12 protein-coding genes are annotated in these 13,445 nt (G+C 56.2%); 3 read left to right on the plus strand and 9 right to left on the minus strand.

The features are described from left to right. Positions 1 to 72 precede the first annotated feature (72 nt). The 5 genes from ubiA to malK all read right to left on the minus strand — a co-directional run bounded on the left by ubiA (position 73) and on the right by malK (position 5,140). Positions 73 to 942 carry a 4-hydroxybenzoate octaprenyltransferase gene (gene ubiA, locus AM329_RS16545; protein WP_023315219.1) on the minus strand — a complete coding sequence of 290 codons (870 nt, stop codon included), beginning with the start codon at positions 940 to 942 and terminating at the stop codon, positions 73 to 75. Positions 943 to 954: 12 nt separating this feature from the next. Beyond that, a complete protein-coding gene (ubiC, locus tag AM329_RS16550) occupies positions 955 to 1,452 on the minus strand; it encodes a chorismate lyase (protein WP_022646736.1) in 498 nt (165 codons plus the stop codon). Positions 1,453 to 1,624: 172 nt separating this feature from the next. Then, entirely contained in the window at positions 1,625 to 2,563 is a 939-nt protein-coding gene (gene malM, locus AM329_RS16555; protein WP_003860327.1) for a maltose operon protein MalM, read from the minus strand. Positions 2,564 to 2,677: 114 nt separating this feature from the next. Continuing rightward, on the minus strand, positions 2,678 to 3,988 hold the full coding sequence (locus AM329_RS16560) for a maltoporin (RefSeq protein WP_026080558.1): 1,311 nt from the start codon (positions 3,986 to 3,988) through the stop codon (positions 2,678 to 2,680). Positions 3,989 to 4,030: 42 nt separating this feature from the next. Continuing rightward, entirely contained in the window at positions 4,031 to 5,140 is a 1,110-nt protein-coding gene (gene malK, locus AM329_RS16565; RefSeq protein ID WP_003860329.1) for a maltose/maltodextrin ABC transporter ATP-binding protein MalK, read from the minus strand. 371 nt (positions 5,141 to 5,511) lie between these two features. Here malK and malE point away from each other — a divergent pair, with 371 nt between their 5' ends. The 3 genes from malE (at position 5,512) to malG (ending at position 9,273) form a co-directional block, all read left to right on the plus strand. Next, on the plus strand, positions 5,512 to 6,702 hold the full coding sequence (malE, locus tag AM329_RS16570) for a maltose/maltodextrin ABC transporter substrate-binding protein MalE (protein WP_003860330.1): 1,191 nt from the start codon (positions 5,512 to 5,514) through the stop codon (positions 6,700 to 6,702). A 121-nt stretch (positions 6,703 to 6,823) separates the two neighbouring features. Then, a complete protein-coding gene (gene malF, locus AM329_RS16575; protein ID WP_032608243.1) occupies positions 6,824 to 8,368 on the plus strand; it encodes a maltose ABC transporter permease MalF in 1,545 nt (514 codons plus the stop codon). Between the two features lie 14 nt (positions 8,369 to 8,382). Continuing rightward, entirely contained in the window at positions 8,383 to 9,273 is an 891-nt protein-coding gene (gene malG / locus AM329_RS16580; RefSeq protein WP_023324006.1) for a maltose ABC transporter permease MalG, read from the plus strand. A 96-nt stretch (positions 9,274 to 9,369) separates the two neighbouring features. On the opposite strand, the gene psiE is transcribed toward malG, so the two are convergent. The 4 genes from psiE to AM329_RS16600 form a co-directional block, all read right to left on the minus strand. Next, complete coding sequence (psiE, locus tag AM329_RS16585) at positions 9,370 to 9,780, minus strand: phosphate-starvation-inducible protein PsiE (protein ID WP_000202963.1); 411 nt, start codon at positions 9,778 to 9,780, stop codon at positions 9,370 to 9,372. A 162-nt stretch (positions 9,781 to 9,942) separates the two neighbouring features. Next, positions 9,943 to 12,039: a YjbH domain-containing protein gene (locus tag AM329_RS16590; RefSeq protein ID WP_032608242.1), complete on the minus strand. Its 2,097-nt coding sequence runs from the start codon at positions 12,037 to 12,039 to the stop codon at positions 9,943 to 9,945. Next, positions 12,039 to 12,776 (minus strand): capsule biosynthesis GfcC D2 domain-containing protein, encoded by a 738-nt coding sequence (locus tag AM329_RS16595; RefSeq protein ID WP_023315215.1) that lies wholly within the window; start codon positions 12,774 to 12,776, stop codon positions 12,039 to 12,041. Before AM329_RS16595 ends, AM329_RS16590 begins: the two co-directional genes overlap by 1 nt. After that, on the minus strand, positions 12,773 to 13,411 hold the full coding sequence (locus AM329_RS16600; RefSeq protein ID WP_003860339.1) for a YjbF family lipoprotein: 639 nt from the start codon (positions 13,409 to 13,411) through the stop codon (positions 12,773 to 12,775). The genes AM329_RS16595 and AM329_RS16600 overlap by 4 nt, the downstream gene beginning before the upstream one ends. Positions 13,412 to 13,445 lie beyond the last annotated feature (34 nt).

A 13,445-nucleotide genomic window follows, 5' to 3' on the forward strand; every position in this document is an offset into this window, starting at 1 on the left:
GCTAACGCTTACCCGGCCTACATGTTCCGCTAAATCGTAGGCCGGGTAAGGCGAAGCCGCCACCCGGCTTTTTTATGACCAGTAACTCATCGCCAGGCCCAGAAACAGCACCAGCCCGACGTAGTTATTATTCAGAAACGCTTTAAAGCAGGCTTCACGCTCGCGCTTTGCGATCAGCTTCTGCTGATACGCAAACAGCAGCCCCGCCACCAGTACGGACCAGTAAAACTCCCAGTTCAGCCCGTTCAGGCGACCAATCGCCACCATCAGCGCCAGCACCGCCACCTGTAATATGCCGATGATCAGCTTGTCGTGACGACCAAACAGGATCGCCGTCGATTTGATGCCAATCTTGAGATCGTCATCGCGATCGACCATCGCGTATTGGGTATCGTACGCAACGGCCCAGAGAATATTCGCCAGGAACATCAGCCAGCAGCTGAGCGGAACGGACTCGCTGACCGCGGCAAACGCCATGGGAATCGACCAGCCAAATGCCGCACCCAATACCACCTGCGGCAGATGGGTGTATCGCTTCATGAACGGGTAAACCCAGGCCAGCGCCAGAGCCGCAACGGACAGTAGAATGGTCATGGTGTTAAGGGTTAACACCAGCATGAAAGAGAGAAGCACCAGCACCACAAACAGAATGCGCGCCTCTTTCCCGGTCACCTGACCGCTCGGCAGAGGACGATTCGCGGTGCGCTTAACATGTCCATCAAATTTCCGGTCAGCATAGTCGTTGACCACACAACCCGCAGCGCGCATCAGCCAGACACCCGCCACAAACACCGCCAGGATCCACAGCGGCGGCACGCCCGGCGTGGCAACCCACAGCGCCCATAAGGTCGGCCACAGCAGCAGCAGCGCGCCAATGGGTTTATCAGTACGCATCAGGCGGTGATAGGCCAGCAGCTTATTCTGCGTCAGACTCCACTCCATTTTCTCTCCCTCTTAGTACAACGGCGATGCAGGCAAAAAGAGTTCCGTCAGTATTAACGGCTTGCCACTCAAACGAAGGCGGGAACGGCGCCCCCACAAATCGGCATCGCAACCTATTTCAATAAAATCACGGGTCAGTTCAGACGAGGTGAACAGATAGCGCCCCAGGGGCGTTTTGCCGAGGCGTTGCAATGCCAGCTCCGGCCCGGAAAGTGTAGACTCAGGAACCACCGTCCGCCCGGCAAGCCACGGCTCGCCATCCGCACAGAGTAAAATTTCACGCAGCCAGTAGCGTTCTTCCTGCGGCAGCAGCGGCAGCTCGCTGGCAATCTCCGCAGGCGAGACAAACCCTTCCTGAATCATCGTCACCGTGACCGTTTTACCCTGTTGCTCAAAACGTTTTGTCATGGAATCTTCCAGCAGCAGCCAGTCCAGCTGTTCCGGGTCAAGCGCAGGGATGTGGTCGAAATAGCGTAGCGCACGCAGCTGCGTGAGCGCGGGGTGTGACATGCCAGACTCTCCGATACATAACGTAAAAGCATTGTATCGCAGATTGGCAAAATGAGGACGGACAAACAGAATTTAACGATCACTATCGCAACAATGGTGCAACTTAGCCAAAAAAAGTGCGCCCGTGAAGGCGCACCAAAGGACTAACAAAATCAGCACTGTGGGGAGACGGTTACCCCTTGCCTTTTACACTGCTGATAAAGGTGGAACGGGCAGTGGTTGAACCTAAACGCTCGGCTTCATCAAGCAGTTTCAGCGCTTTATCGACATCGCCGTTTTTAACTGCCTGCTTGATGGCGTTGTTAAAGTACGTTTCAGTATCGTTAAGCACCGGCTCGGCTTTTTTCGCCGGGGCCGGAGCCGCGGCCGGTGTTGCGGCTGGCGCGGCATACACAGGCGCGGCAGTATTACCCACCGTTACCGGCCCCGGGCCAGATGAGCCAAACAGCGGGCCTACGAGTACGCTGGAGGCGCTGTTGGTGGAGACTTTCAGCTTGATCAGGCCGTCGGTAGTATGGCGAGCATGCGGATCCGGGATATCCGGGACAGCGTTACCGGTGCCTTTTGCGTAGGCTTTCGCCGGATCAACCAGCTTCGTTGTCTGTTGCAGATCTTTTTCAGTCGTGAACACCAGGACATAAATCTTCTGCTGACCCAGGGCTGGCGTCAGGCGCATAACGCCTTCCAGCCGATCGGCACTCATGACGCCAGGCTCCTGATAGCTGAAATAGTCGCTTGGGAAGAATGCGGATGGCGTCATGCTCTGATCGAGGATCAGCACGTTAGGCGCGAAGACGCTGGTCTGTTTATTGACTTCACTGGTTAACGTCAGGGTCAGCTCGCCGATATTCGCCGGCACGCTGAAAGCCGCAACCGGACCGCTGATACCCGGCACGTTCAGCGACTGACCGCCAGCGGCAAGCTGGGTGGTTTGCGTTTTCGACTGATCAACTGGCGTCCACACCAGTTGCTGAAGTGCCGCAGCCGGAATAGCTGGCGCAGCACTGGTATTTTGAGGAACAAAATTCACATCTGCATAGGTGAGCGCAGGCGCACAGGCCAACAGCCCCGCAGAGAGGCACAGCGCGACGAGACTTTTCTTCATTTTCATTGTTATTACCTCTGATAGCGTGAGCACTGCGGTGGCCAGGCAATAGCGCGCAGCACCCTAAGGAGAGAGGGGCTTACGCCCCTCTTTTCAGGTCATTACGTCAGGCTCGACGAATTACCACCAGATTTCCATCTGGGCGCCGAAGGTCCACTCATCGTTGTCCCCACGGCTGAAGGTTTTCGCGGAGGTGTCGCTATACGCTACGCCAGAGGTGTAACCTGCACCTGAGTCGTTGTTTGCATAGCCCCATTTCTCATCCCACTTCGCGTAGGTTGCGAAGACACGGATAGCCGGACGGGACCAGATGCTGTCGCCTGCCTGCCATTGCTGTGCCAGGGTGATTTTGTACTGGCTGTTTTTGTCGTCAGTTTTCTGAGACTTAACGTTGTCGTAGCCCACTTCCAGCAAGGTGCTCATGATCGGCGTCCATTTGAACATTGGACGAACACCCACGGTCCACCACTCGGTACCGTTGTTGTTGTCACGATCGATGTTCTGGTACATACCGACGTACATCAGGTCCCAACGGTCTGCCAGGGTGATTGCACCGTGGTCCAGCACGCGCCACATAGAGCCGTCGTTATCGATGCTGCCGCCCTGTGGAATACCTTTACCGTTAGAGGTCATGGAATCCGTACCGTATTGCAGTACGAACTTGTTGAAGCCTTTCATCATGCTCTGGGTGTGTTCAGCGGTGAACAGCCAGCCATCTTTAGAGGCGCCAGGTTGCAGATAGTAGTCGTCAGGAATGTTGGTATGACCGTAGTCAACGCCCAGCTCCAGCGTACCGCCCGGGTTGGTTTCCAGACCGGCTAAACGGACGTCGAAGACATCGTTTGGTACCACGTTGTCATAAATACGGTCGCCGTTCGCATCACGATCGGCGAAGGTTGCAGAACCGCCGGACTCAGAAGAACGGGTCGCTGCCAGAGAGAGTTTACCAAAGCCCAGATCGATGTTTTCAATACCGGCACCAGGACCAGAGATATCCCAGTAGTAGAAGTCGATCATGTGTACGTCATGACGCTGATAGAAGCGCTTACCGGCCCAGATGGTAGAGCCTGGCAGCCATTCAATCAGGTTTTTACCCTGCACGTTAGCTTCACGGAAGGCCGGGCTGGTGGATTCCCAGTCATTCTGTTGAGAAACGGAGTACGCTACGTTGGTGTCGAAATAGAAGCTCTTGTCGCCTTCTTTCCACACTTCCTGGCCCAGTTTCAGTTCGGCGTAGGTTTCACATTCGTTACCGAGACGGTATTTACTTTGTGCGCCTGTTGCCTGGAAACATTGTTGTTCACCGCCACTTCCGGTCCAGCCAATGCCGGAACGAGCATAACCTTTAAAGTCTACGGCGCCCGCCTGGGCAGACAGGATGCCTGCCGCAATGGCGACAGCCAGAGGGACTTTGCGCAGAGTAATCATTATTCTATCTCCTGAGATCATTGCTTTTCTTTGTAATTGGAATGCTTAAACGCCTGGCTCTTTGTGCAACCGACGACATGCAGTGCCATCCTCACGGAACAGATGGCAACGCTCTGGCGGCAAACCGATAGCGAATGTGGCACCCTCTTCTACCAACACCACGTCATTCTGGCGGTAGACCAGGTTCTGACGGATGGCGGGGATCTGGATATGAATCTGTGTTTCGTGACCAAGCTGTTCGACGACCTGAACTTCACCTTCCAGCGTCACATCCGCAATGTGGCTTGGCAGTAGATGCTCAGGACGGATACCGAGGGACATATTGGCCCCCACCTGTACGTTGGCGCTGTCGACCGGCAGCCAGACTTGCTGACGGTTTGGCAGCTCCACCTGTACCTGTTCGATTGCCGTCGCGGTCACTTTTACGGGCAGGAAGTTCATCTTTGGCGAGCCAATAAAGCCCGCAACAAAGCGGTCTGCCGGGTAGTGATACAGCTCCAGCGGTTTGCCCACCTGCGCCACGCGACCGGCATCCAGCACCACGATTTTGTCGGCCAGCGTCATCGCTTCGACCTGATCGTGGGTGACGTAAATCATCGTGCGTCCAAGGCGTTTGTGCAGACGGGAGATTTCGATACGCATCTGGACGCGCAGGGCGGCATCCAGGTTAGAGAGAGGTTCATCGAGCAGGAACACGCGCGGCTCGGCCACCAGCGTACGGCCGATCGCCACACGCTGACGCTGACCGCCGGAGAGCGCCTTCGGTTTACGCTCCAGCAGATGTGCCAGCTGAAGCACTTCCGCCACCTGGGTGACGCGCTGGTTAATGGTCTCTTTTTTCGCGCCGGCCAGCTTCAGGCCAAAGGACATGTTCTCGGCAACGGAAAGATGCGGATAAAGCGCATAAGACTGGAACACCATGCCCACGCCGCGTTCTGCTGGTGGGATGTCGTTCATTCGGGTATCACCAATAAATAAATCGCCACTGGTGATGGTTTCAAGACCGGCAATCATACGCAGCAGAGTCGATTTACCACAGCCTGATGGACCCACGAACACCACAAATTCACCTTCGTGGATGTCCAGATTGATGTCTTTTGACACCACTACGTCGCCCCAGGCTTTCGTTACATTACGCAGCTGTACGCTCGCCATGCCCTTCTCCCTTCGTTACAACCTGTCACCGACAGAAACATTCAAGATAAGTTCACTATGCGTGTTCCATTACTTTCGTGAATCCTCCACCCCCCGGCTTTTTTATGGGGGAGGAGGCGGGAGGATGAGAGAGCAGGCTCTGCGACCGCAGCTGAGGGGCCGAGGCGAAAATCGTGAAGCGGCCTGCAAAATTCAGTGGGTTTTTATGTGCGCCAGCACTCATAACTTAAATTTATGTTACAGGGATCACACAAACAGGGGGTGGGGCGTAGGGACTGGGAGGATGGAAAGAGGATGTCAAATAAGGAGACTGAGTCACGTTGAACCACCTTATGTATCCACGAGCACATCACCAATAAAGGATGGCAGATATGAAGATCAAGACTGGCGCACGCGTTTTCGCATTGTCCGCCCTCGCAGCAATGATGATTTCCGCACCGGCTCTCGCCAAAATTGAAGAAGGTAAGCTGGTTATCTGGATTAACGGCGACAAGGGCTATAACGGTCTGGCCGAAGTGGGCAAAAAATTTGAGAAAGACACCGGTATCAAAGTCACCGTAGAGCACCCGGACAAACTGGAAGAGAAGTTCCCGCAGGTTGCGGCAACGGGCGATGGCCCGGACATTATCTTCTGGGCGCATGACCGTTTCGGGGGCTACGCGCAGTCTGGCCTGCTGGCAGAAGTTACGCCAGACAAAGCCTTCCAGGACAAACTGTTCCCGTTCACCTGGGACGCCGTTCGCTATAACGGCAAGCTGATCGCATACCCAATCGCGGTTGAAGCCCTGTCACTGATTTACAACAAAGACCTGGTGCCAAACCCACCGAAAACCTGGGAAGAGATCCCTGCTCTGGATAAAGAGCTGAAGGCGAAGGGTAAATCCGCTCTGATGTTCAACCTGCAAGAACCGTACTTCACCTGGCCGCTGATTGCTGCCGACGGCGGCTACGCGTTCAAGTTTGAAAACGGCAAATATGACGTGAAAGACGTGGGGGTGGACAGTGCGGGCGCGAAAAAAGGTCTGACCTTCCTGGTTGACCTGATTAAGAACAAACACATGAACGCGGATACTGACTACTCCATCGCGGAAGCGGCGTTCAACAAAGGCGAAACCGCGATGACCATCAACGGTCCGTGGGCCTGGACCAACATCGACAAGAGCAAAATCAACTACGGCGTGACCCTGCTGCCAACCTTCAACGGCAAACCGTCTAAACCGTTCGTGGGCGTGCTGAGCGCAGGCATCAACGCCGCCAGCCCGAACAAAGAGCTGGCGAAAGAGTTCCTCGAAAACTACCTGCTGACCGATCAGGGTCTGGATGAAGTGAACAAGGACAAACCGCTGGGCGCCGTTGCGCTGAAATCCTTCCAGGATCAGCTGGCGAAAGATCCACGTATTGCGGCCACCATGGATAACGCCCAGAAAGGCGAAATCATGCCGAACATCCCTCAGATGGCTGCATTCTGGTACGCCACCCGTACCGCCGTCATCAACGCTGCAAGCGGTCGCCAGACTGTCGATGCCGCGCTGAAAGATGCTCAGGGTCGTATTACTAAGTAAGTCTGAAAAACGGCGGGTGGCGCATGCGCTTACCCGCCCTACGACTACGGCACGATCCGTAGGTCAGGTAAGCGCGGCGCCACCTGACGATAAGTTTCCACCGTTGTAGAGGAAGAACCCCATGGATGTCATTAAAAAGAAACACTGGTGGCAAAGCGACGCACTGAAGTGGTCAGTGATAGGTCTGCTGTGTCTGCTGGTGGGTTACCTTGTTGTTTTAATGTACGTGCAAGGGGAATACCTATTCGCCATCATGACGCTGATTTTAAGCTCGGTTGGCCTGTATATTTTCGCCAACCGTAAAGCGTATGCCTGGCGCTATGTTTACCCGGGTGTTGCCGGGATGGGGCTGTTTGTCCTCTTTCCGCTGATCTGCACCATCGCGATTGCCTTTACCAACTACAGCAGCACCAACCAGCTCGCGCAGGAGCGTGCCACCCAGGTGCTTCTGGACCGTTCTTATCAGGCGGGTAAAACCTTTAACTTCGGCCTGTATCCTGCGGGTGATGAGTGGAAGTTAGCGCTCACTGACGGTGAGAGCGGCAAAACCTATCTTTCCGACGCGTTCAAATTTGGCGGTGAGCAGAAGCTGACCTTAAAAGAGGCTGCGGCCCTGCCGGAAGGTGAACGTGCCAACCTGCGTATCATCACTCAGAATCGCCAGGCACTGACCCAGCTCACCGCCGTACTGCCAGACGAAAGCAAAGTGATCATGAGCTCGCTGCGCCAGTTCTCCGGCACCCAACCGCTCTATACCCTGGCGGATGACGGCACGCTGACCAACAACCAGAGCGGCGTGAAGTACCGCCCGAACAACGATATCGGTTTCTATCAGTCGGTGAATGCCGACGGCAGCTGGGGGGATGACAAACTCAGCCCGGGCTATACCGTCACCATCGGCTGGGACAACTTTATCCGCGTGTTTACCGACGAAGGCATCCAGAAACCGTTCTTCGCCATCTTCGTCTGGACGGTGGTCTTCTCGGTGCTGACCGTGATCCTGACCGTGGCCGTGGGCATGGTGCTGGCCTGCCTCGTGCAGTGGGAGTCCCTGAAGGGCAAAGCGATTTACCGCGTGCTGCTGATTCTGCCGTACGCCGTGCCGTCGTTCATCTCGATTCTGATTTTCAAAGGGCTGTTTAACCAGAGCTTCGGTGAAATCAACATGATGCTGAGCGCGCTGTTCGGCATTAAACCGGCCTGGTTCAGCGACCCGACCACCGCTCGCTCGATGATTATCATCGTGAACACCTGGCTGGGCTATCCGTACATGATGATCCTGTGCATGGGGCTGCTGAAGGCCATCCCGGACGACCTTTACGAAGCCTCGGCGATGGACGGCGCGGGTCCGTTCCAGAACTTCTTCAAAATTACCCTGCCGCTGCTCATTAAGCCGCTGACGCCGCTGATGATTGCCAGCTTCGCCTTTAACTTTAACAACTTCGTGCTGATTCAGCTGTTGACTAACGGTGGCCCGGACCGTCTCGGCACCACCACGCCGGCAGGCTATACCGACCTGCTCGTGAGCTACACCTACCGCATCGCCTTCGAGGGCGGCGGCGGTCAGGACTTCGGCCTGGCGGCGGCGATTGCCACCCTGATCTTCCTGCTGGTGGGCGCCCTGGCGATTGTGAACCTGAAAGCCACACGTATGAAATTTGACTAAGGAGGGCACTGAACATGGCAATGGTACAACCCAAATCTCAGAAACTGCGCCTCCTCGTGACGCACTTAGGCCTGCTGATTTTCATCGCGGCGATCATGTTCCCGCTGCTGATGGTTATCGCCATCTCCCTGCGTTCGGGGAACTTCGCCACCGGGAGCCTGATCCCGGACGAAATCTCCTGGGAGCACTGGAAGCTCGCGCTGGGCTTCAGCGTGGAACACGCGGATGGCCGCGTCACGCCGCCGCCGTTCCCGGTGCTGCTGTGGCTGTGGAACTCGGTGAAGGTGGCAACCATCACAGCCATCGGCATCGTGACGCTCTCCACCACCTGTGCTTACGCCTTCGCCCGTATGCGTTTTCCGGGCAAAGCGACCCTGCTGAAAGGGATGCTGATTTTCCAGATGTTCCCGGCCGTACTGTCGCTGGTGGCGTTATATGCCTTGTTTGACCGTCTGGGCCAGTACGTGCCGTTCATCGGCCTGAACACTCACGGCGGCGTGATCTTCGCCTATCTCGGCGGTATCGCCCTGCACGTGTGGACCATTAAAGGCTATTTCGAAACCATCGACGGCTCGCTGGAAGAAGCGGCGGCACTGGATGGCGCGACACCGTGGCAGGCGTTCCGCCTGGTGCTGCTGCCGTTGTCGGTGCCGATTCTGGCGGTGGTGTTTATTCTGTCGTTTATCGCGGCGATCACCGAAGTACCGGTCGCCTCTCTGTTACTGCGCGATGTAAACAGCTACACCCTGGCCGTCGGTATGCAGCAGTATCTCAACCCGCAAAACTACCTGTGGGGCGACTTTGCCGCGGCGGCCGTCCTCTCTGCCATCCCGATTACCGTGGTGTTCCTGCTGGCCCAGCGCTGGCTGGTCAACGGCCTGACGGCGGGCGGTGTGAAAGGTTAAGTTTCATTTGTTATGCCACTGCAACCCTCAACTTTAGACGTATTGTATTGAACCAACTTGTGACTGTTGTTAGGCGCTCTTCGGAGCGCCCTTTTTTTATTCGCGTTTTAGCCGCTTTGAGTTGCACAGCCAGAGGGTGATCACCAGCAGCAGGATCGCCGCCGAGTAGATCAGCACGTCGAGCGGGGATTTATGATCGACGATGATCAGCCGCACAATGGCGGTGATGCCAATGTAGACAAAATAGCGCAGCGGGAAGTGAAAGCCGGACTGAAAGTACTTCACAATCAGGGCGATAAATTCAAAGTAGAGAAAGTAGACCACCAGGCCTTCCACCAGTGCGTATTTGCTGGTTTGCTCAGGAGCGAAGAGCACATCCGCCAGATGCACCGTCTCTTTACCCAGAAAAACGACCAGGATCAGGCCAAGGCTCAGCAGACCGAGGTTCAGTACGGTCTGGAGTATCGTTGAGATAAACTCAACGCGCGGACGAGTCAGGGATGTCATACAGCACCTCATTCTCCAGGGCGAGGTTCCTGTATAACGCAAAAATGTGACGGGGATCTATATTTTTTGTTTATGTTTGGCGCATTCGCCCGGTGGCGCTGCGCTTACCGGGCCTACAAAAACCGTAGGCCGGGCAAACGCAGTGCCGCCCGGCGTGAAGCATCAGCGGAAGTTAATGTTCTTATCGCTGGTCATATCATACAGCTGGAATTTACGTCCAAGCTGCTGACCGCCGTCGCGCGTCAGCGGCGTCCAGCCCACTGCCGCACGGCTGCGGGTTGGGCCTGATGAGAACAGATCCAGCGGAATCGACACGTACACCCCTTTGGTGAAGTCCCCTTCCCCGTACTCGTCTGGCGAAACGTTGGTGATGGTGGCATAGCCGCCCACCACAACGCCGCTGTCAAAGTGTTTGGAGATATCCAGCGTGCCGCCCTTATCGCCCGCCAGATACTGGCCGACGCTGGCTTTTACCAGCACGTCCTGCGCGAACGACGGCGTCCAGTAGGCGGTCAGGTGGCCGGTTTTGACGCTGTAGTCGGTGAACTTCATCATGTCCTGCGCGCTGCGCCAGTCACGCTGTTTCACGTAGTTGGCATCAACCCCAAACGCCCAGTTGCTGTCGACAGGACGATAAAGCACTTCTGCCCCGGCGCCGCCGAACATGGTTTCCAGATAGCCACCGTAAACCTGGCCGTAGAAACCGTTGCCGAAGTACTGGAAGTAGTTGGCCTGGAGGTTATTCACGTAGATATCGTTCTGCACGTATTCACGCACGCGGGTACGCACGCGCGGCAGTTTTGAATCGTTCGGCGGGTTGGTGTAGTTAAATTTGTCGTAGTTGTTGGCAAGGTTGCCGAACAGGCTACCGGTGGTCAACAGGTGGTCGGTCACCCACAGATCCGCCGTCGCCATCGCGCCCAGCTGATACATGTAGAAGTTTTCCGGCCCACCCACGGACTGGTTCAGCACCGGATCGATATGGAAATCGAAGCGCGATTTATCGATATACCAGCCCTGCTCGGTGGTTTCCGGCACCACCGGCTCAACGCGTTTTTGCACCAGCTCGGTTTCATGCCCGAGCGGTTCGCCTTCAAGATGACGCTTAAGGCTGGCAACATCGGTTTCGGTGGTGACCTGCGGCAGATTCAGGCGGTTCTCCGTCACGCGGATCGTGCGGATCCCCTCCGGCAGATCGTTCATGACGATCCGGTTGGCGCGCTCAATCCCTTCGCGGGAGTCGCGGTATTTCACCTGCTCGCCGGTAACATACAGCGTATCGCCTTTGGTCTGGATCTTCGGATCCGCCAGGCCCGCGTTATATTTCAGCAGCGTCAGCTGGTTCGCTACCACGGAGTGCTGAATGATCGCATCCTGCGGCTCCGGCTGATATTTTGGCCGCGGGTTGTCATTATAGTGCGGCCGCATGTCGTTAAAGTTAGTGCGCAGGGTAAAGCCAAACATCAGGGTATTACCGCGCTCATAGCTGAGGTTAACGTCGGCCCAGTCGGTGACGCGGTAAATGGCGCCGACGTTAAACTTGCTCTTCTGCTCAATTTTGCCGGCAAAATCTTCGCTGTAGTTATTACCTTCGTACTCCAGCTTCAGGCGCAGCGGCTGCCATGGCGTTTGATACTCTACACCACCAAACAGCGAGGCCGGGCCGTGGAACATCTGGTCGCCGTTGATGGAGCCCGCTTTCTGGTAGCTGTTATCACGGTAGCAGTATTTATCACTGTAGGAGCAGAACGGATTTTTGACGTTGCCGCTGGTACCCAGATAGCCCCATCCCAGACCGAGTGAGAAATCAAACGGTCCCCAGGCTTTGCTGGCCACGATGTATTCCGCGTCAAACAGGCCGGTCCCGCCAATGTCTTTCGCACCAACGGAGACCTGCGGCATCCAGTAACTCTCTTCCCACAGACGCAGCTTCACGTCGAAGGCTTTGTCTTTGTAGGTCTGATCGCCGGAGAAAGCGTCTACGCTGCTGTACTGTTTTGTACGCACGTCGGTGTAGCGCAGCGTGGTCTCCAGCCAGGGGAACAGCTGTACGGACGCAGAGTAGTAACGGTACTGATCGTTATCGCGATAGTTAAGGCTGATTTCCCCCTCGCGGGCCATACGCGCGGTTGGGGTTTGCAGTAAGCCCACGCCGCCAAAATCGGACTGCGACGGGCCGATGGGTGCCGGATACGTTTCTGCATGACAGGCGGCACTCACGCACAGTGCAAGCATGCTGTAGAGATAGGTTTTTTTCATTATTCCGGTATCCGCTGTATCAGGGAGCGAAGGATATCGGCATTAAGCCCGTCATACGCTTTCGTCCAGAAATGGTCGGCAAAACCGACAAAAATGATGCTGCCCGGCATAGGTTCGATATGGCGTTTATTCCAGTAAGCCACCGGCGCTTTCTGCGTATGCCCGTCCGGATAGACCACCCAGGCATAGCTTTTATCCGCTCCGCTGAGCAGACTTTGCTCGTCGAGATAGCTCGCCACGTCCCGGCCCGGCGTAAACGGCTTTTTGCCAGGGCTGCTGAGAAGCCCCATCACGGTGACGGTGGAAGGCTGAGCCGGAAGCCACAGGGTATAGTCCCCTTCCAGCGACGGATTGCCGTTTTCCGCGACACGCACTTCGTCGGGATCGAGATTCACCTTCTGGCGCCCCGTCACCTTAACCGCCTGAAGCTGCTGACGCAGGCTAGTAATAGCCGCGGCATCGTCGGCATCTTCCTGTTGTGCCAGCCCGCTCAGTCGGGCGAGCAGCGCCTGATGTTTTTGTTCCGCTACAATCGTCGCCTGACGCTCGCTGATAACCGCCCCGGTCCACCAGCTTTTCGCCAGCCTCGGCTGCCCCACCAGATCGAGCAGATGCCCGGCATTGGTTAAGGTTTTAGGTTTTTCGCTGTCCGGGGTGTAGACCTGTACCGTTCCCGCAGACCACGCCAGCGGCGAGGCCAGGCTGGCGAGAAGCGCAATGTGGATGAACATTTTCATGATTTCGCCGCCTTGATCAGGGTGGTCTTCACCGGGAAGAAACCGGCACCGAGATACTGCAAGGACTGGCGGATTTGCCCCTCTTCGTCCACCCAGAAGCGGTTATGCCAGGTGGCCTGATCGGTTGTCACCTCTTCATCCAGCACGCGCACCTGCGTTTCGTCGCTGCCCACTTTGACACTATCCGTACCGTCCCAGCGGAAGGTGGAGCGGGCCGTGGCGTAGCGCACCTGTTTGTGCTCGGTCCAGCCCATCGTGCGCGTCCAGCTTGCGCCATCGACAATCTGATTCGGCTTGATGAGCGGATCTTCAGCCAGGTTGTTCACCTCAAGCAGGTTGTCGCCGCCGAGCAACGTTTTCACGATGCGGGAATGCTGCGTCACGATGGTGGCCTGATCCTGCGTCACCCATTTCTGCTGCCCGTTTTCATCGAAAGCGAGCACCACAAACAGTTGCGGACCATCGTTTAGCTGCATGTACTGGCTGGCATACGGCATGTTCTGAAGTTCGTCATCGGTCAGATGCACGCCCGGCGTGCCGAACATGCTGTCCCACAGTGAGTGGCCCAGCCCTTTGGTGGTAGCTGAGCACGCCTGCAACAGCAGGCAAATCAGGATGATTGCAGGTCGCTTCACGACTCTTCTCCGAAGGGGCGAAATAACCACACCG

Source organism: Enterobacter cloacae complex sp. AR_0002 (assembly GCF_001922365.1).
In the GTDB taxonomy this organism is placed as follows: Bacteria; Pseudomonadota; Gammaproteobacteria; order Enterobacterales; family Enterobacteriaceae; genus Enterobacter; species Enterobacter hormaechei_C.

Coding starts and splice junctions, on each gene's coding strand:
- psiE (WP_000202963.1), bottom strand. CDS start 9,780: ATGACATCCCTGACTCGTCCGCGCGTTGAGTTTATCTCAACGATACTC.
- ubiC (WP_022646736.1), bottom strand. CDS start 1,452: ATGTCACACCCCGCGCTCACGCAGCTGCGTGCGCTACGCTATTTCGAC.
- ubiA (WP_023315219.1), bottom strand. CDS start 942: ATGGAGTGGAGTCTGACGCAGAATAAGCTGCTGGCCTATCACCGCCTG.
- AM329_RS16595 (WP_023315215.1), bottom strand. CDS start 12,776: ATGAAAATGTTCATCCACATTGCGCTTCTCGCCAGCCTGGCCTCGCCG.
- AM329_RS16590 (WP_032608242.1), bottom strand. CDS start 12,039: ATGAAAAAAACCTATCTCTACAGCATGCTTGCACTGTGCGTGAGTGCC.
- malE (WP_003860330.1), top strand. CDS start 5,512: ATGAAGATCAAGACTGGCGCACGCGTTTTCGCATTGTCCGCCCTCGCA.
- malG (WP_023324006.1), top strand. CDS start 8,383: ATGGCAATGGTACAACCCAAATCTCAGAAACTGCGCCTCCTCGTGACG.
- malM (WP_003860327.1), bottom strand. CDS start 2,563: ATGAAAATGAAGAAAAGTCTCGTCGCGCTGTGCCTCTCTGCGGGGCTG.
- malK (WP_003860329.1), bottom strand. CDS start 5,140: ATGGCGAGCGTACAGCTGCGTAATGTAACGAAAGCCTGGGGCGACGTA.
- malF (WP_032608243.1), top strand. CDS start 6,824: ATGGATGTCATTAAAAAGAAACACTGGTGGCAAAGCGACGCACTGAAG.